Origin of the sequence: Achromobacter pulmonis (assembly GCF_021733725.1) — a bacterium.
GTDB classification, from domain to species: Bacteria; Pseudomonadota; Gammaproteobacteria; order Burkholderiales; family Burkholderiaceae_B; genus Achromobacter; species Achromobacter pulmonis.
Window position 1 is genome coordinate 4,607,661 of sequence record NZ_JAIFOT010000001.1, and the last position, 18,434, is coordinate 4,626,094.

An 18,434-nucleotide genomic window follows, 5' to 3' on the forward strand; every position below is an offset into this window, starting at 1 on the left:
CTATGTATGTGGGAATGTATGGCAAAAAGGCCGGAAGGATAGTATTTTCACGCGATGACGACGGCAACACTCCCCTCTGTATCGCAAGAAAAGCGTTTGACGAAAGGTGAGCGCACCCGGTTGCACCTTCTGGAAGTGGCGGCGGCGGAGTTCGCCGAGCGCGGGTTCCAGCACACCCGCATCAGCGACATTGTTGCGCGGGCGGGCGTGACGCAACCCGTGTTCTATCAGTACTTTGCCGGCAAGCAGGCGGCCTACGACGAACTCGTGGGCATGTTCGCCCAGCGCCTGCGGCAGGAAGTCTGCCGAGCGCGTCTTTATGAAGACCAGCAGAACCTGCCGGTCCACGAGCGCGTGCGGCGGGGCGTGAGCAACTGGCTGGGCATTCTGCAGGAAGACCCCAACCTGACCCGCATCGGCTTTTTCCAGGTCGACGCGGCCGAGGCGCTCAAGGACGAGCTGGTCGAGATGATCTCCGAGAACATCCGCATCGACCAGCATGCCGGCGTGTTCCGCAAGGATATGCCGCCGGACTGGCTGTCGCATGCCTTCATGGGCGTGATCGAGCGCTTCACCCGGCGCGCGCCCAACGCCCAGGAACGCGAGGCGCTGGCCGAATTCATCACCACCATGTTCCTGCAAGGCGTGCTCCAGCGCTGACGCCGTCGCGCCGACGATGGATTCCCGCCTGGCGGACTGGCCCCTGGGCGACAGCGCCCCGCGCGCGCCTGGATATACTCGCAGGCGCCACTGGCCGACAACAACACAAGGGAAATCAATGAACGCGCTCATGCAGCAGGCGATCCAGTTCGCCCACGACCACGAAACCGCCTGGGACCGCAGCGTCGATGGGGTGTTCGGCGTGCACCAGAACGATCCACCGCCCTGGAACCGCCTGCTGGGCCCGCTGCATGACCGCGGCCCGGTGTCGGGCGTGGTGCTGCGCGAGGGCCGCGAGATCGCCGCCTGGGGCGAGCCCGACCGCGCCGACCTGACCTTCAGCGTGGCCAAGCTGTACCTGGCGATCCTGGCCGGACTGGCGCACGACCGCGGCCTGTTGCCGGACGTCGACGAGCCGGTCGGCAAGCGCGTGCCCGGCATCGGTTTCGACCAGGGCCGCAACGCCGGCATCACCTGGCGCCACCTGCTGCAGCAGACCAGCGAATGGGAAGGCGAGCGCTTCGGCGTGTCGGATCAGGCCGACCGCTACCGCGCCGTCACCTTCGGCGTGCCGCCCGACGGCAGGAAGGGCGAGGCCCGCCCGTTGCAAGCGCCCGGCACATACTGGGAATACAACGACGTGCGCATCAACCAGCTGTCGTACGCGCTGCTGCACCTGTTCCGCCAGCCCTTGCCCGAGGTGTTCCGCGAAGCCGTCACGCGGCCGCTGGGCGCCAGCGAGGACTGGCAGTGGGTCGGCTACGACAACGCCTGGATCGAGATCGACGGCCGCCGCATGCCGTCGGTGCCGGGCGGCTCGCACTGGGGCGGCGGCATGTCGATCAGCGCCCGCGACCAGGCCCGGATCGGGCAGATGCTGCTGGACCAGGGCCGCGCCGCCGATGGCCGCCAGGTGCTGTCGCGCGACTGGATCGCGCAGATGCGCCAGCCGTGCGCCATCGCGCCGTACTACGGCTACCTGATCTGGCTCAACCACGAAGGCCGCGTGTTTCCCAGCGTGCCGGCCTCCAGCTTCTTCGGCGTGGGCGCGGGCAGTTCGTTCACCTGGGTCGAGCCCGAGCGCAAGCTGGTGGTGATCGTGCGCTGGCTCGATTCGGCGCACGCCGACGCGTTGTTCGGCCGTATCCTGGCGGCGGTGGACGCGCAGGCCGCCTGAGCCCGCGCCGCGTATCGCCGCCCGGCCCCGGAATCCCTGCCCGCCGCAGGGATTTTCAGCGGCCCGCCGGTATTCTTCTGGCAACATGCCCCTATGCGCGCCGCGCCGCCGGCGGGGCCGTGACCGCCCCGCGTTGCGCGCGCGCCTTTTCCGCCGACCATTTCCCCGCCGACCAAGGATTCCCGCCATGAACTACCGCCGTCTCGGATCCAGCAACCTTCGCGTCTCGCCCCTGTGCCTGGGCACCATGATGTTCGGCGAGCAGACGCCCGATGACGAGGCCGCGCGCATCGTCGCCTCGGCCCGCGACCACGGCCTGAATTTCATCGACACCGCCGACGTCTACAACGATGGCCGCTCCGAGGAAGTGGTGGGCAAGCTGCTGCAAGGGCAGCGCCACGACTGGGTGCTGGCCAGCAAGATCGGCAACGTGGTGGGCCAGGGCCCGAACCAGTCGCACTATTCGCGCCAGTGGCTGATCCGCGGCGTCGAGCAGAGCCTGGCGCGCCTGGGCACGGATTTCCTGGACATCCTCTACCTGCACCGCGACTACCACGAGGAAAACCTGGAAGAAGCCCTGTGGGCGCTGGGCGACCTGATCCGCGCCGGCAAGCTGCGCAGCTTCGGGCTGTCGAACTTCCGCGGCTGGCGCATCGCCGAAGCCCTGCGCCTGTGCGAAAAGCTGGGCGTGCCGCAGCCGGTGGTGTGCCAGCCGTACTACAACATGCTCAACCGCGGCCCCGAGGTCGAGATCCTGCCGGCCTGCCAGCACTACGGCCTGGGCGTGGTGCCGTACAGCCCGATCGCGCGCGGCGTGCTCACCGGCAAGTACCAGCCCGGTCAAGCGCCGGCGGCCGACACCCGCGCCGGGCGCGGCGACCGCCGCATCCTGGCCACCGAGTTCCGCGAGGAATCGCTGCGGATCGCGCAGCGGCTGGTCGAACACAGCGCCGCCCGCGGCGTGCAGCCGGGCCACTTCGCCACCGCCTGGGTGCTGGCCAATCCGATCGTCACCGGCGTCATCGCCGGCCCGCGCACGCTGGCGCAGATGGACGACTACTACGCCGCGCTGGAGGTGAAGATCACGCCCGAGGACGAAGCCCTGGTGGATAGCTGGGTCACGCCCGGCCACGCCTCGACCCACGGCTACAACGATCCCAATTATCCGTTTTTCGGCCGTCCGGTGACGGTGGCCTGAGGCGCGGGCCAGGGCCGCGCCCCGGCCCGCGTCCTGCCGCGGCGCGCGGCTAGGCCTTGCGCAAGGTAGCGCTGGCGGGCGCGATCGGCGTGCGCTGCGCCTCGTTGCGGCCGCCGCGTCCGATCAGCCACACGCACAGCGCCGACACCACGCCCGAGAACAGCACGTACAGGCAGATCAGCCAGGGCTGGCCGTTGCCGGTCTTGAGCAGCGCGGTGGCGATGATCGGCGTGATGCCCGAGGCGAAGATGCCCGAGAACTGGTAGACGAACGAGATGCCGGTGTAGCGCACCTTGGCGTCGAACAGCTCGCAGAACAGCGCGGCCTCCGGCCCATAGACGGCGGCGTAGAAGATGCCGAACGGAATGATGATGGCCAGCCACACCAGCATCACGCTGCCCTGGTTGTTGAGCATCAGCCAGAAGCCCGGAAACGCCGCCACCGCCGTGATCAGCGAGCCCCAGAAATACACCCGCGTGCGCCCGATGCGGTCGGACAGCCGGCCGAAGTAGGGAATGGTGAAGCACATCACCAGCGCTGCCGCCATCACGCCGGTCAGCGCCTCGGTGCGGGTGATCTGCAGCGTCTGGGTCAGGTACGAAATCGAGAACACGCCGAACACGTTGAAGAACACGCCGTCGATGTAGCGCGCGCCCATGCCCTTGGCGACGTTGCCGGGGTAGCGGCGGATCATGTCCATGAAGGGGATGCGGCTTTCGGCGTTATCGCGCTTGACGGCGGCGAACTCGGGCGTTTCCTTGATGTTCAGGCGGATGTACATGCCCACCGCCACCATGGCGGCCGACGCCATGAACGCCAGGCGCCAGCCCCAGGCCATGAACTGGGCGTCGGTCAGCAGCGTCGACAGCAGCGCCACCGTGCCGGATGCCAGGCACAGGCCGATGGCCAGCCCGATCTGCGGCAGCGAAGCGTAGTAGCCCTTTTTGCCGGGCGGCGCGTATTCATAGGCCATCAGCACCGCGCCGCCCCATTCGCCGCCCAGGCCGATGCCCAGGAACACCCGCAGCAGCAACAGCAGGATGGGCGCCCACAGGCCGATGCTGTCGTAAGTGGGCACCAGCCCGATCAGGAAGGTGGACACGCCCATGATCATCAGCGTCATCACCAGCATGCTCTTTCTGCCGATGCGGTCGCCGAAGTGGCCGAACACCAGCCCGCCCAGCGGCCGCGTGATGAAGCCCACCGCGAAGGTGGTGTAGGCCAGCATGGTGGAAACGAGCGGGTCGCCGGTGGGAAAGTACAGCTTGTTGAACACGATGCCGGCGACCACGCCGTACAGGAAGAAGTCGTACCACTCGATGGTGGCGCCGATCAGCGAGGCGGCGACGACTCTGCGCACCGCGGTTTCGTTCTGCTTGGCCATGCCTGTCTCCTTTGGTGAGGCGGGCGGCACTCTGCGGTGCCGCGCCGCGGGTTGCGGTCAACGCATGTCATGCCGCCTGTTGCAATACCGGCTGCGCCTGGGCGCGCGGCCGCGCCGCGTGCAGGTCCTGCAGGATGAAATCGGCCGCGCGCTCGGCCAGCATCACCACCGGCACATTGGTGTTGCCCGACACCAGCGTCGGCATGATGGAACAATCCACCACCCGCAGCCCGCTCACGCCATGCACCCGCAGGCGTTCGTCGACCACCGCCATGGGGTCCTGGCGCGGGCCCATCTTGGCCGTGCCCGAAGGGTGGAAGATGGTGGCGCCATACTCGCGGCAGAAATGCAGGATCTCGTCGTCGCTCCGGACTTCGGGCCCGGGCCGCACCTCGCGCTTCATCAGTCCGGCCAACGGCTCGGTGGCGGCCAGCCGGCGCGCGTACTTGACCGCCGCCACCGTCATGCGGCGGTCCAATTCGGTGGACAGGTAATTGGGCTGCATCGCCGGCGCCTCGAACGGATCGGTGCTGCGCAACTGCACCGTGCCGCGCGAGGACGGCCGCAACTGGCATACCGAATAGGTGCAGCCCGAGAACGGATGCACCTTGCCGCCGGCCATGTCGGCCGACAGCGTGGCGAAGTGGAACTGCGTGTCGGGCGTGGCGCTGGCCGGATCGACGCGGCAGAACAGGCCGCCCTGGTTGATGCCCACCGCCAGCGGCCCGCCGCGAAACAGCAGCCATTGCAAACCCATCGCGGCGCGGCCATGCAGCGTGCGCAATTGGTCGTTGGTGGTGATGGGGCGGCGCGTCTCGTAGATCAGGCGGATCTGCAAGTGGTCCTGCAGGTTCTCGCCCACGCCGGGCAGGTCGCGCACCACGCCGATGCCGAAGCGGCGCAGCAGCGGGGCCGGGCCGACGCCGGACAATTGCAGCAATTGCGGCGATTGCAGCGCGCCGGCGCACAGGATCACCTCGCGGCGGGCGCGCAGCGTGCGCACCTGGCCGTCCTGGCGGTAGCGCACGCCGCAGGCGCGGCTGCCTTCGAACAGCACCGCCATGGCGTGCGCGCCGGTTTCCACCCGCAGATTGGCGCGGCCGCGCGCCGGGCGCAGGTAGGCCACGGCGGTGGAACAGCGGCGGCCATTGCGGGTGGTGAGCTGGTAGTAGCCCACGCCTTCCTGGTCGCCGCTGTTGAAGTCGCGCACTTGCGGCAGGCCGAGAGCGCCGGCCGCCCCGATCAGGCCCTCGACCAGCGGATGCGGCGTCTTGATCGACGTGGCGTTCAGCGGCCCTTCGGTGCCGCGCGTGGGGCCGGCGCCAAGGTCGTTGTTCTCCAGCTTGCGGAAGTAGGGCAGGCAGTCGTCCCAGCCCCAGCCCGGGTTGCCGGCGGCGGCCCAGGCGTCGTAGTCGCGCCGCTGGCCGCGGATGTAGATCAGGCCGTTGATGGCGCTGGAACCGCCCAGCGTGCGGCCGCGCGGCCAGTAGATGCGGCGGTTCAGCATGTTGGGATCGGGCTCGGTGTAGTAGCCCCAGTTCAACACCTTGTGGAACATGGTCTTGCCGTAGCCGATGGGAATATGGATCCACGGCGAGCGGTCCGGCGGCCCCGCCTCCAGCAGGCAGACGCTGTGCTGGCCATTGGCGCTCAAGCGGTTCGCCAGCACGCAGCCGGCCGACCCGGCTCCCACCACGATGTAGTCCACGGCTTCGGACATGTCTGCTTTCCTCCTTGGTCTGGCCGTGCCGGCGCGCGGGAACTCCCGCGTTCGGACGGCGCGTTTACCCTGCTTGCCGCAACGCCGGGCGCTTATATACTGGCCCGAAGCGAGGGGGGCGCGGCGACGCGCAAAGGTTCCGTATCTGTGGCGATTCTAGGAAGCGCTCACGGGAAAGAAAGCGCGGCAAGCGCGGGAACGGGGAAATGGAACAGAACATGGATCTTCGGTTTCAAAATCGCAGTGCAGCATCGGCGCGCACGCCCGACGCCGACGGCGAGCCGCAGGACGCGGCCCGATCCCTGCGCGCGCTGCTGGTGCTGGACCACCTGGCCCGCGCCCAGCATCCACCCACGCTGGCGCAACTGGCGCAGCGGCTCGATATGCCCAAGAGCACCCTGATGCGCCTGCTGGCGTCGATGCAGCGCGCCGGCTTCGTCGCCGCCACGCCCACCGAGAACGGCTTCGTGCCGGGGCCGCAGGCCACCGCGCTGGCGCTGGCCACGTTGCGCGCCTCGGCCTTCACCCGCGCCTGCCGCGCGGTGCTGGCGCAACTGGTTGGCAAGCTGGGCGAAACCTGCAACCTGACCGCGCCCGACGGCGATCAGGTCCTCTACATGGAGCGGGTCGAAACCGCCGAACCGCTGCGGCTGTTCTTCGCGGTCGGCAGCCACGTGCCGATGCACTGCACCGCCAGCGGCAAGCTGTTCCTGGCCTCGATGAACCGGCTCGAACGCGGCCGGGTGCTGGCGCGCCTGCCGCTCACGCGCAACACGCCGCGCACGCTGACCGATCCGGCGCGACTGGAAGACGAGCTGCAGCGGCTGTCCACGCGCGGCATCGGCATCGACAACGAGGAGTTCGTGCGCGGCATGAGCGCGGTGGCGGTGCCGGTGCGCGACGCGCAGGACCGCGTGGTGGCGGCAGTGGCTTGCCATGCGCCCACCGCGCGGCTGATGCTCGATGACCTGCTGCGCGCGGTGCCGGTACTGCAGGGCGCGGCGCAGTCCATGACGGCGGTGCTGGCCGAGCACCGGCCGGGCGGTTGAGACCCGCAGACCGTCCGCGGCTGGCCGGCGCTTACCCGCGCAGCGCGTGGCCCTGGCGCCAGGCCAGCGCCAGCACGCCGCTGGCGCCGAGCGCCAGCGCCGCCAGCATGACGCCCGCGCCCGCGCTGTCGAGCAGCACCCCCGCCGCCAGCGGCGCGGCGATGCGCGTGAGCGCGAAGACGCTGGATTGGATGCCGTAGTCCAGCGCCTGCAGGCCAGGCCGCGCGTGCGACATCATCAACCCGAACACCAGCGCCGCCGTGGCGCCCATGGCCGCCGCCACCGCCATGGCGCAGGCCACCAGCACGGCGGGCGCCGCGTCCAGGGCGACCGCCCCGGCCAACGCCGCCAGCGCGGCGGCCCCCGCGCCCGCGTGCAGCGGCACCGCGCGGCCCGGTCCCAGGCGCTTGAGCAGGCGCGCGCCGGCCACGCTGCCGACGGCGCCCACCGCGCCGCCCGCCACCCCCACCAGCCACGCCACGCGCTCGGGCGCCAGGCCGCGGTCCAGCAGCAGCGGTTTCAGGTAGAACCAGCCGGCGCCGATGAAAGGAAACAGCAGGGCCAGCAACGGCAGCCAGCGGCGGCTGGCAGGCAGGCACAGATAGGCCATCGCCTGGCGCGCGGTCGAGGCGGCGGTTGGCGCGGGCTGCGGCCTGCTTGAGCCGTCCGGCGCCAACGCGGCGGCCATGTCGATGGGCGGATCGCCAGCAAGGCCGTCGCTCGCGTCCCCCCTCTGCGCGGCATCGACGGTTTCCCGCAGCAGCAGCGTCAGCGCCGCGCCCAACGCCAGCGCGGCGGCCATGATGAGGAAAGGCGCCTGCCAGCCCCAGCGCGCCTGCGCCAGCAGCATCAGGCCGCCGCCGGCGATCGCGCCCAGGCACAGCGCCATCGAGCGGATGCCGCCGGCCCAGGCACGGCTGGCGGCGGGCAGCACGCGGATCGCCAGCGCGTTGACGGGTATGTCGACCCAGGTGCCGGCCAGGGCGGCGGCCGCCGCCAGCGCGAACAGCATGGCGCCATCATTCAACAGGTCGCGCCAGCCCAGCGCGAGCAGCACGGCGGCGTAGGCCAGCAGCAGCGCCACCGTCCAGCGCCGGTAGCCGCCCCGGCCCGCGCCGCGGCGGTCCAGCGGCATCGCCAGCAGGAACTTGAATACGGTCGGCAGGCTGGCCAATTGGAACAGGCCGATGGCGGTGCCGGACCAGCCGTGCTGGCGCAGCACCAGCGGCAGGCCCAGCCAGAGATAGACGCCGGGCGCGGTCAGCGCCAGGTTGAGCCAGCCGAACAGCGCCTGGGCCAGAAAGTGACGCAGCGCCGGCGTCATGGCGCGGTCCGCCGCGCCGACAGCACATGCAGCGGCGCCAGCGGAAAGCGGTCGGAATCGAAGCCGCGCACCTCGGTGAAGCCGGTGTCGCGCAGCGCCTGCGCCAACTGGCCCTGGCGCGTCACGCGCCGCCCCAGCAGCAGCATCGGCAGGTAATAGCGCAGCACGCGCGCGGCGGCATCGGCGTCCTCCGGAATCTCGGCGTGCGCCATCACCAGCAGCCCGCCCGGCGCCAGCGCATCGTGCATCTTGCGCAGCGCGGCGGCGGCGTCGGGCACGAAATGCAGCACCGACGAGCACCACACCAGGTCGTAGCCGGCGCCGATGTCGGCCGTGGCCAGGTCGCCGCCGACGGCCACCATGCGCTCGGCCAGCCCGGCGGCGGCGATGTTCTCGCGCGCCACCGCGGCGGTCTCGGGCCAGTCGAACACCACACCGCTGGCGTTCGGTCGGTCCTGCACCAGCGCGATACCGATCAGGCCCGGGCCGCCGCCCAGGTCCAGGATGCGCCGCGCCGCGTCGGCGCCGGGCACGCAGGCGACCGCCTCGCGCGCGGCGGCCACGGCCAGCACGCGCTGTTCCTGGCCGATCTGCACCCGCGCCGCCTGAGCCCAGCCGCTGGCCTCGGACGCGGCGCCCGGCGGCGTGGCGAGCGCGGTGGCCGGGTCCTGGCGCAGCCGCTGCATCAACTGTTCGCCGGATTGCGCCAGCACGCGGCGCCGGTAGCGCCAGGCGTCGCCGCAGTAGCCGGGCCGGCCCGCCAGGAAATGGGCGCGGGCCGTGGCGCCGCAGCGGTACAGCGTGGGTTCGCCAGCGATGCGATGCAGCAGGCGCAGGCCCCACAGCAGGTCCAGCAAGTGCTCGGCGGCGGCCGGGCGCAGCGCCAGCGCCTGGGCGACCTGCGCCGCGCTGGCTGGCGTCACCAGGTGCGCGAACAGATCCAGTTCCAGCGCGGCGTCGAGCGCGGCGGTTTCGACCGGCGCGGCGGCCAGGTCCCAATAACGTTGCAGGGGCAGGGGAGAAGTCGGCATGGGGGTTCCTTGGTAAGCGGTTCACAGGCGCCAGGTCAGGCGCAGGCCCAGTTCGCGCGGCGGGCTGTAGACGGTGACGATGCCGTTCTGGTAGCCCACGGCGTCGTAGCGGCGGTTGACCAGGTTGTTGACGTAGGCCGAGATCTCCACCTGCCGCACCGTGACGCCGGCGGCCAGGTTGACCCGCGCGAAGCCGTTGCGCCGGTAGCGGTTGGCCGCGTCCAGGTACACCGGGCCGGTGCCGCTGAGCGAGGCCTGCGCGTACCAGCCGGCCGGCGCGTCATAGCGCGCCGTCAAGTGGCCGTTGACGCGCGGCGCGAACGGGTTCTGGTTGCCGCTGTAGTCGTTGGCGCCATCGCGGAAGTGGCTGAAGCGGGTGCGGTTCAGCCCCAGCCCGGCCTGCAGCGACCAGCCCTGGCCCAGCAGGTATTCGAGTTCGAACTCGGCGCCGATCGAGCGCGCCGTCGCGGCGTTGGTGACGTACACCAGCCCGGGCAGCGGCATCTGCTGCACCTGCATGTTGTCGACCGTCATCAGGTACAGCGCGGCGCCGTAGCGCAGACGGTTGCCCGGCAGCCAGCCCTTGGCGCCGATCTCGTACGCGCGCAGCGTCTCCGGCTGGTAGGCGGCGTAGTCGGCCGCTGGCGAAAACACATTGAAGCCGCCGGCGCGGAAACCATCGGCCACCGAGGCATAGACCTGCTGGCGCGGCGCGAAGGCGTATTGCAGCGCCAGCTTGGGCGTGACGCGGGTCCAGTCGGCGCGGCGCGCGCTGTCGCCGCGCGGAGTGAAGCGCAGCGTGTCGCGCTCGACCCGGGCGCCGGCCTCCAGCGTCCAGCGTGCGGCCAGCGGCACGGTCCAATGGGTGAAGGCGGCGCGGGATTGGCCGCGCAGCCGCACCACGCTTTCAGTCAGGCCGCGCGGCATCTTCTGGGTGTTGCGCAGGTCATGGTCGTCGCCATCGGCATACAGGCCGGCCAGCCATTGCGCGCGACCCAGCGTGCCCGCCAGGCGCAACTCCTGCGACAGGGTGCGGAAATGGTGGTCGCGGGCGATGTGCAGCAGGTCGGCGGGCTGGAAGTCGGTGTCCTGCTGCACGCGGTCGCGCAGGTCGTTCCAGGCTGTGACCGAGGTCAGGCGCAGGCCGCTGTCCAGTTCGTGGCGCAGCGCCAGCGAGGCGCTGCGGCCGATGGATCGGTTCCAACCGGGCGTGCCGGAGGCCACGGTGGCGCGGTCGGCGGTGGGCGAGCCCCACAGCGCGGCGCCGTCCCGGTAGTTGATCTGCGCATAGCGCAACGTGGCGTCGGTGCGCGCCGATGGCGTCCAGCGCAGGGCCAGCTTGCCGTTGCGCAGCGCGCGGTCGTCCTCGCGCCGGCCGGTGTAGGTGTTGTCGATGAAGCCGTCTTGGCTGCGCCAGGCGCCGGCCACGCTGGCGTAGAGGGTGTCATCGACGATCGGCCCGCTCAGGTCGAAGCGCAGCATGCGCAGGTCGCGGCTGCCGACGGTGGTGGAGACGCTGCCGCGCACGATATCGCCGGGCGGGCGGGTATGGACGTTGATGACGCCGGCCTCGGCGTTGCGGCCATACAGGGTCGATTGCGGGCCGCGCAGGACCTCGACGCGGTCGATATCCAGCAACGGGTCGTCGAAACCCTGCGCCATCAGCGTGGGCACGCCATCGACCACCAGCAGGGTCGAGGTCGAGAACGAAAAGAAGTTGGCCGACAGGCCGCGCATCACCGCCGCGTTGACGCCGGCCTGGCCGAACGGCTGGAACGTCAGGCCCGGCGTGACGCGCTGTAGTCCGTCGATATCGAGGACGCCCTGGCTTTCCAGGCTGTCGCCGTCGAACACCGACAGGCTGCCGGGCAGGGATTCGAGCGCGCGCGCCTGCTTGTCGGCGGTGACCGTGATGGCGGGCAGTTGCGCGGCGGGAGCGAGGGGCGGCGCGGAAGATGGCGGCGCGGCCGGTTGCGCTTGCGCGGCGGCGCTGGCGCAAAGCCACAGCAGGACCCAGGCGGCGCGAGGGTGAGGAAGAGGGCGGATCATCGGGATTCCTGTACGGACAGTCACGGCGGCCCAACGTGCGGCGCCGTCCCGAAGATGGTATTTCCTTTTGCGAACGCCTATCATTAGCATTCATATGCGAGCCGGATCGATTCGTATGCAATCCGGCGCATGCCTTCTTTCACCTCGGCGCCCCCCGCGCCGCCGACCGTCGACATCATGTCCCTGCGCATTTCCGCCACGCTTGCCCGGCCCCGCCCCGGTTCCCGTCCCGGTTGGACGCGGCTGGCCCTGCCCGCCGACCTGGGCGATTGCCATGCCGACCGCCTGGAACTGGGCGATGGCCTGGCGCTGGTGCATTCGCAGTACACGCCCGCCCGCGATCTGATCGAAGAGAACGCCGCCGGGCAGGGTGGACGCACGCTGGTCATCACGCTGGCGCTGGGCGGGGTTTCGGCCTATCGCGGCGCGGATGGCGCCCAGTTGGATTTCCGCGGCGGCCAGACCACGGTGACGGCGTTTCGCCGCCACCTGGGCGAGCGCCGCTACCTGGGCGGCAGCACTGTGTCGCAATTGCGCCTGTTGGTGGGCGAGCCGGCGCTGCGCCGCTACGCCGGCCAGGCCCAGGCCGAGGCGTTGTTCGGCGCCGGCGGCCTGCGGCGCCTGGCGCAGGGCCGCACCAGCGCCGACCTGGCCGCCGTCGCGGCCGAGCTGGCGCGGACCAGCGACCCGCTGGACACCCACATCAAGGCGCTGACGCTGCTGTCGCGCCAGTTGCGCGCGCTGGCGCCGCCTCCGGCGCCGGGCCGGCTCAGCCAGGCCGACATTGCGCGGCTGGAGCGCGCCCATGCGCTGATGCAAGCGCAGATGGACCGCGAGCTCACGGTGCAATACCTGTGCCTGGCGACCGGGCTGAACGAATTCAAGCTCAAGCAGGGCTTTCGCGCGCTATATGGCGACAGTCCCATGCGGCTGCTGGCCGCGATGCGCATGCGGCGCGCCTGGGAATTGCTGGAAGGCGGCTGCCAGGTGGCGCAGGCGGCCTATCAGGTGGGTTACCGCCATCCCGCCAACTTCAGCGCAGCCTTCACCCGCTTCCACGGCCGCGCGCCCAAGTCGGTATTCGGCAAGCGGCGCTGACGCGGCGGGCAGCAAGGTCGTTGCCCTCTGTGCATGCGCTGTCGCATGCGCCTGCAACGCGTGCCACCAAGATACGTGTCCCACGACGTTTGCCCCATGAAGCCTGCCCTATGACGCGCGCCCTTGGCGCGCGGCCTGCGCCCGTCGCCGCGACACGCTTTCCCATCCGGCCACCAGCATCATGATCAGCGTCGTCAGACCGCCCACCATCAGGTTGTCGGTGACGAACGCGGCCGGCGCCAGCACCGCCAGCAGCACCAGCCCGGCCCCATGCGACAGCGGAAAGCGCCCGTACACCACGGTCTTGTAGATGCCGTTGCCCAGCAGGTACAGCGCCGGACCGCCGAGCAGCGCGGCGGCGGCCGCCGTGACGATGCGGCCGTCCGGGTGCAGGATGACCAATTCGTTGGCCACCGCCGAGACGATCACGCCGGCGATCAGGATCACGTGCACGTAATGGAAGTAGGCGCCGACCCGTCCCGGATCGGCGTGGTGCGCAATGGCATGGCTGCCGTCCTTGCTGCTGGTGTCGAAGTACACCCACCACATCGCCGCCGTGCCCAGGAACGCGGCCAGCAGCGCGATCAGGGTGGGGACGTTCCAGTGCGGATGTTCGCCGAGCGTGGCGCCGGTGATCAGCAGCGTCTCGCCCAGCGCCACGATCACGAACAGCTGGCAGCGTTCGGCCAGATGGCCGCCCTCGATGGTCCAGTCGCGGGTCGTGGAGCGCCCCAGGCCCGGCAGCCAGAACCCCGCCATGGGCGAAAAATACTCGCAGGCCACCGCCAGGATCCACAGCATCAGCCGCGTATCGCTCGAGGACAGGCCGCCGGCGATCCATAGCGCCGCCGATAGGCACAGCCAGCCCAGCATGCGGCGAAAGTTCGGCGCCAGCGGATGCGACGGCCCCAGGTGCAGCACCACGAACAGCGTGCGCCCCACCTGGATCGCCGCATAGCAGAGCGCGAAGAGCCAGCCGTTCTCGCCAAAGGCGCCCGGCAGCACGGTGGCCGCCACCAGCCCCACCAGCATCACGCCGAACAGCATCAGCCGCATCGGCAGCGCGTCGGGATCGAACCAGTTGGTGACCCAGCTGGTGTATTGCCAGCCCAGCCACACCGCGAACCACAGCACCAGGGCGTGCAGCGCGCCCATCGGCGTCAGGTCATGCAGCAGGCTGTGCGACAGCTGCGTCACGGCAAAGACGTAGACCAGGTCGAAGAACAGCTCGACAAACGTGACGCGGGCCTCGTGGCCGTCGCGGCGGCGCAGCATATTGGCGCTGGCAAGGAATGTCATGGCGGGCGCTTCCTGTCCGGTGGAGGGGCGCCGCCAGATTACTCCTGGCCGGGCAGGGCAACCGTAAAGAATTCAAAAGACGTGGCGCCGCCACGACGCGCCCGGGCTTGAGCGCCCGGCTTCAGTGGCCCGCCGGCGCCTCACCGTGGCCGCCCAGCTCGCGGTTGCGCGAACGCACCAGCGCCGCGCTCAGCGCCGCCGCCACGGCCGCGATCACGGCGCCGGCCAGGAAGGTCAGCCGGTAGCCGCCGGCCAGCGCCGCCACTGGCGCCGCGCCCGCCGTGGCCAGGGCCGCGGTGCGCGCGGCGGCCAGGCTGGCCAGCACCGCCAGGCCCAGCGCGCCGCCCATCATGAAGGCCGTATTGACCACGCCCGAGGCCAGCCCGGACTGGCTCGGCTCGACGTCGCTCATGGCGGCCAGCAGCATCGGATTGAAGGCGATGCCCGCGCCCAGACCCAGCAGCAGCATGCCCGGCAGCACGTCCGCCGCGAACCCGCCATCGACCGGCGCGCGGGCGAACAGCGCCAGCCCCAGCGCGGCCAGCAGCAGGCCGATGGCCAGCGGTCCACGGATGCCGAAGCGCATCACCAGCTTGGCCGACAGCCCCAGCGAGAACGCCGCCATGATCAGGTTGGCCGGCAGGAACGCCAGCCCCACCTTCATGGCGTCGTAGCCCAGCACCAACTGCATGTACAAGGCCGACACGAAGAACCACGCGAACATGGCCGCGGCCCACAGCACGCCGACCACGTTGGCGGTGGCGACATTGCGCAGGCGGAACAGCGCCAGCGGCATCAACGGTTCGGCCACGCGCGCCTCGATCCGCAGGAACAGTGCCATCAGCAGCGCGGCCGCGCCCAGCAGGCCGAGCGACTGCGCCGAGGTCCAGCCGGCCTCGTTGCCGTTGACCACGGCATACACCGCCAGCATCAGCGACGCAGTGACCGTCAGCGCGCCGGCCACGTCGAGCCTGCCGCCGCCCTCCGCGCCGCGCGCCGCCGGCAACAGCCGCAGGCACAGCGCGTAGACCACCGCGCCGATCGGAATGTTGACCAGGAAGATCCAGTGCCATGACAGGGTGCTGGTCAGCAGTCCGCCCAGCAGCACGCCCAGGCTGCCGCCGCCGGCACAGACGAAGCCGTACACGCCCATGGCGCGGGCGCGTTCGCCGGCCTCGGTGAACAGGTTCATGATGAGCGACAGCGCCACCGCCGACACCACCGCGCCGCCCAGGCCCTGCGCCGCCCGCGCGGCGATCAGCAGTTCCTGGCCGCGCGCCAGGCCACAGGCCAGCGAGGCCAGGGTGAACAGGCTCAACCCGGCCAGGAACATGCGGCGGTGGCCGAGCAGGTCGCCCAGCCGCCCGCCCAGCAGCAAAAAGCCGCCGAAGGTCAGCATGTAGGCATTCACCACCCACACCAGCGAGGTCTCGGTGAAGCGCAGGTCTTCGCGGATGGAAGGCAGGGCGACGTTGACGATGGTGGTGTCCAGCACGATCATCAATACGCCCAGGCACAGCACCATCAGTGCCCACCAGCGTTGTCTGCCTTGTATGCCATGCGTCATGAATCGTTGCTCCCTCCGCGCGCGGCGGATCGTCGGGGGTCAGTGGCTGAGCCGCCCGCCGCTGATCATCCACCGCGTGTCGTAGCGGTCGATCAGCGCGCCGTAGGCTTCGGCCCAGAAGGTCTTTTGCAGCGGCATGGTCACGCTGCCGCCGTCGGCCAGCATATCGAACACGCGTTGCGCATCCGAGACCGTGGGGTAGGCCAGCGACAGCGCCATGCCCTGCTTGCCGGGATAGGGATGGCCGGCGGTGGCATCGCTGGCCATCAGCACCTGTTCGTCCAATGCCAGCCGGGCGTACATGATGCGTTCGGCTTCGGCATCGGACAGCGCCGGCATGGCGGCGTCGGCGGGCGCGTCCGCGTATCGCACCATGGCCTCGACGCGGCCGCCGAGCACGCGTTCGTAGAAACGCATGGCCTCGGCGCAATTGCCGTCGAAACTGAGGTAGGCGGAAAGTTTAGGCATTGCGGGGTCCTCCAAGTGGCCGACACCGATTCTCGCATCCGCGGCGCCGTCCGGGAAACCTCTTATTGCCGGCCGCACCCGCGCATCCCTATGATTCAACCCAGGATCAGGATTGATCCCCCGCACCGACGCGCTTGGTGCCGCAGTGCCCCGCAGCAATAATTGCTGCCTAGAACTTCGTCTGGCTATAGAAGCCCCCGACTCACACGCGATGCGTGGTCGGGGGCTTTTTTGTTTTCTGAAACGTCGCAGGGAGATCGCATGCAAGTTTCACCCCCGCCGGACGCCGCCGCGTCCGCGACCCTCGTGGCCAGCGTGCAGATGGCCCCCATCATGGGGGACGTCGCCGCCAACGTGGCCCGATCCACCGAGCTGGTCGAGCAGGCCGCCGCGCAAGGCGCGCGGCTGGTGGTGCTGCCCGAACTGGCCAACACCGGCTACATGTTCGCCAGCCGCGCCGAAGCCCACGCGCTGGCCGAAACCGTGCCGGACGGCCCCAGTTCGCGGGCCTGGATCGCGCTGGCGCAACGCCTGGGCATCTACCTGGTGGCCGGCATCGCCGAGCGCAGCGGCGGCAAGCTGTACAACGCCGCCATCATCGCCGGCCCCGACGGCTACCTGGGCACCTACCGCAAGCTGCACCTGTGGGGCGACGAGAACCTGTTCTTCGAACCGGGCGACCTGGGCCTGCCGGTGTTCCACACCGAACTGGGCACGCTGGGCGTGGCGATCTGCTACGACGGCTGGTTCCCCGAGGTCTACCGCCTGCTGGCGCTGCGCGGCGCCGACATCGTGGCGGTGCCGACCAACTGGGTGCCGATGCCCGGGCAAACGCCCGACGGCCCGGCCATGGCGCACGCGCTGACGATTGCCGGCGCCCACAGCAACGGCCTGACGCTGGTGTGCGCCGACCGCGTCGGCGTCGAACGCGGCCAGCCCTTCGTCGGCCGCAGCCTGATCGTCGGCTCGCAGGGCTGGACCGTCGCCGGCCCCGCCAGCCACGACCGCGAAGAAGTGCTGCTGGCGCCGGTGGACGTGATGGCCTCGCGCCGCGCCCGCCAACTGAACGACTTCAACCACGTGCTGCGCGATCGGCGCCGCGACCTTTACGACGAACTGCTGGGCGCGACCGACGCGCCGCGCCAGCGTTGACGACAACGGCGGACAGCCGGCCCCCAAGGAGAAATCCCCATGCAAAAACCCCATCGCAGCTTCCTTATCCAACTTTCCCTGCTTGCCGCGCTGACCGGCGCGGCCGGCGCCCAGGCCGCCGAGCCCTTGCGCATCGGCGTGCCGGTGGGCCTGTCCGGCGCCAATAGTGTGGTCGCGCCCGGCGTGGTGCAGGCCTCGCAACTGGCCGCCGACGAGATCAACGCCGCTGGCGGCATCCTCGGCCGCCAGGTGGTGCTGGAGATCGCCGACGACGCCTCGGGCGCGGTCGGCGCGCAGAAGGCCTACGACACGCTGGTGTTCCAGAAGAAGGTCAACGCCATCATCGCCATGGAAACCAGCGCAGCCCGCAACGCCGCGCTGCCCATCGTCTCGCGCGGCAAGGTGCCGTACATCTACACCTCGTTCTACGAGGGCCGCTCGTGCAACCGCTGGATGCACGTCAACGGCTGGGTGCCCGAGCAGCAGGTGGCGCCGGTGGTGGACCACTTCATGAAGGAACGCGGCGCCAAGACCTTCTTCCTGGTCGGCAGCGACTACGCCTTCGGCCGCGGCATGCTCAAGTTCACCCGCGAATACATCGAGAAGCAGGGCGGCCGCGTGGTCGGCGAGGAATACCTGCCCATCGACGGCTCGGACTGGACGCCCGTGGTGTCCAAGATCCGCTCGGCCAACCCGGACGCGCTGATCAGCTCCACCGCCGGCGGCGGCCCCAACGTCAGCCTGGCCAAGCAGGTCAAGGCGGCCGGCCTGACCATGCCGTACGGCAACCTGGCCATCGACGAGGCCACTGCCAAGACCATGGGCGACACGGCGGTGGGCATGTACCTGTCGGCCTCGTACCTGACCAGCATCGATACGCCGCAGAACCACAAGTTCCTCGACGGCCTGAAGGCCAAGTTCGGCGCCGACGCCAAGACCGCCAATGAATTCTCCGGCCCGCAGTACGAAGCCTTCTTCCTCTACAAGGCCGCGGTCGAGAAGGCCGGCAGCCTCGATCCGCAGAAGGTGGTGCAAGCCCTGAGCGAAGTGTCGTTCGATGGCCCGCGCGGCCCGGTCAAGATGGACCGCCAGCGCCACGCCGCCCTGACCATGCGGCTGGGCCAGGTGCAGCCGGACGGCTCCATCAAGATCCTGCAGACCTTCAACCAGGTGGACCCGGGCGCGCAGTGCCCCAACCTGAAGTAACGCGGCAAGCGACACCAAGCGCGCCGCCGGTTCGCCGGCGGCGCTGGAGAAC

At 70.2% G+C, this 18,434-nt stretch carries 15 protein-coding genes; 7 read left to right on the forward strand and 8 right to left on the reverse strand.

The features are described 5' to 3' along the window. Positions 1–96: 96 nt before the first annotated feature. The 3 genes from K2W61_RS21160 to K2W61_RS21170 all read left to right on the forward strand — a co-directional run bounded on the left by K2W61_RS21160 (position 97) and on the right by K2W61_RS21170 (position 3,035). A complete protein-coding gene (locus K2W61_RS21160) occupies positions 97–660 on the forward strand; it encodes a TetR/AcrR family transcriptional regulator (RefSeq protein ID WP_236756477.1) in 564 nt (187 codons plus the stop codon). A 118-nt stretch (positions 661–778) separates the two neighbouring features. Further along, positions 779–1,837 (forward strand): serine hydrolase domain-containing protein, encoded by a 1,059-nt coding sequence (locus tag K2W61_RS21165; protein WP_175135872.1) that lies wholly within the window; start codon positions 779–781, stop codon positions 1,835–1,837. A 187-nt stretch (positions 1,838–2,024) separates the two neighbouring features. Next, complete coding sequence (locus tag K2W61_RS21170; protein WP_236756478.1) at positions 2,025–3,035, forward strand: aldo/keto reductase; 1,011 nt, start codon at positions 2,025–2,027, stop codon at positions 3,033–3,035. Positions 3,036–3,084: 49 nt separating this feature from the next. On the opposite strand, the gene K2W61_RS21175 is transcribed toward K2W61_RS21170, so the two are convergent. Both K2W61_RS21175 and K2W61_RS21180 read right to left on the reverse strand, forming a co-directional pair. Continuing rightward, positions 3,085–4,419 carry an MFS transporter gene (locus K2W61_RS21175; protein ID WP_236756479.1) on the reverse strand — a complete coding sequence of 445 codons (1,335 nt, stop codon included), beginning with the start codon at positions 4,417–4,419 and terminating at the stop codon, positions 3,085–3,087. A gap of 67 nt (positions 4,420–4,486) precedes the next feature. Then, positions 4,487–6,139: a GMC family oxidoreductase gene (locus K2W61_RS21180; protein ID WP_236756480.1), complete on the reverse strand. Its 1,653-nt coding sequence runs from the start codon at positions 6,137–6,139 to the stop codon at positions 4,487–4,489. Positions 6,140–6,345: 206 nt separating this feature from the next. Between K2W61_RS21180 and K2W61_RS21185 the strand changes: the two genes are divergently transcribed. Next, positions 6,346–7,188 (forward strand): IclR family transcriptional regulator, encoded by an 843-nt coding sequence (locus tag K2W61_RS21185; RefSeq protein ID WP_175135868.1) that lies wholly within the window; start codon positions 6,346–6,348, stop codon positions 7,186–7,188. Positions 7,189–7,219: 31 nt separating this feature from the next. Here the strand turns inward: K2W61_RS21185 and K2W61_RS21190 are convergent, their stop codons facing one another. Genes K2W61_RS21190 through K2W61_RS21200 form a run of 3 tightly spaced genes read right to left on the reverse strand, consistent with a single transcriptional unit; the run spans position 7,220 to position 11,592 of the window. Further along, complete coding sequence (locus K2W61_RS21190) at positions 7,220–8,512, reverse strand: MFS transporter (protein WP_236756481.1); 1,293 nt, start codon at positions 8,510–8,512, stop codon at positions 7,220–7,222. Continuing rightward, the gene (locus K2W61_RS21195) at positions 8,509–9,543 is read right to left on the reverse strand and encodes a class I SAM-dependent methyltransferase (protein WP_175139779.1); all 1,035 of its coding nucleotides are present in this window, start codon (positions 9,541–9,543) and stop codon (positions 8,509–8,511) included. The genes K2W61_RS21190 and K2W61_RS21195 overlap by 4 nt, the downstream gene beginning before the upstream one ends. Before the next feature lie 21 nt (positions 9,544–9,564). Further along, positions 9,565–11,592, reverse strand: a complete 2,028-nt coding sequence (locus tag K2W61_RS21200; protein ID WP_236756482.1) for a TonB-dependent receptor — start codon at positions 11,590–11,592, stop codon at positions 9,565–9,567. Positions 11,593–11,769: 177 nt separating this feature from the next. On the opposite strand from K2W61_RS21200, the gene K2W61_RS21205 reads away from it, so the two are divergent. After that, complete coding sequence (locus K2W61_RS21205) at positions 11,770–12,690, forward strand: helix-turn-helix domain-containing protein (protein ID WP_175135949.1); 921 nt, start codon at positions 11,770–11,772, stop codon at positions 12,688–12,690. A 108-nt stretch (positions 12,691–12,798) separates the two neighbouring features. On the opposite strand, the gene K2W61_RS21210 is transcribed toward K2W61_RS21205, so the two are convergent. The 3 genes from K2W61_RS21210 to K2W61_RS21220 all read right to left on the reverse strand — a co-directional run bounded on the left by K2W61_RS21210 (position 12,799) and on the right by K2W61_RS21220 (position 16,024). Beyond that, on the reverse strand, positions 12,799–13,989 hold the full coding sequence (locus K2W61_RS21210; protein WP_236756484.1) for a low temperature requirement protein A: 1,191 nt from the start codon (positions 13,987–13,989) through the stop codon (positions 12,799–12,801). Positions 13,990–14,110: 121 nt separating this feature from the next. Further along, positions 14,111–15,556: an MFS transporter gene (locus K2W61_RS21215; RefSeq protein ID WP_175139781.1), complete on the reverse strand. Its 1,446-nt coding sequence runs from the start codon at positions 15,554–15,556 to the stop codon at positions 14,111–14,113. A gap of 39 nt (positions 15,557–15,595) precedes the next feature. Next, the gene (locus K2W61_RS21220) at positions 15,596–16,024 is read right to left on the reverse strand and encodes a VOC family protein (protein WP_175135954.1); all 429 of its coding nucleotides are present in this window, start codon (positions 16,022–16,024) and stop codon (positions 15,596–15,598) included. 261 nt (positions 16,025–16,285) lie between these two features. Between K2W61_RS21220 and K2W61_RS21225 the strand changes: the two genes are divergently transcribed. Together K2W61_RS21225 and K2W61_RS21230 are read left to right on the forward strand one after the other, a co-directional pair. Next, entirely contained in the window at positions 16,286–17,176 is an 891-nt protein-coding gene (locus tag K2W61_RS21225) for a nitrilase family protein (RefSeq protein ID WP_175135953.1), read from the forward strand. 39 nt (positions 17,177–17,215) lie between these two features. Next, complete coding sequence (locus K2W61_RS21230; protein WP_175135952.1) at positions 17,216–18,382, forward strand: substrate-binding protein; 1,167 nt, start codon at positions 17,216–17,218, stop codon at positions 18,380–18,382. Positions 18,383–18,434 lie beyond the last annotated feature (52 nt).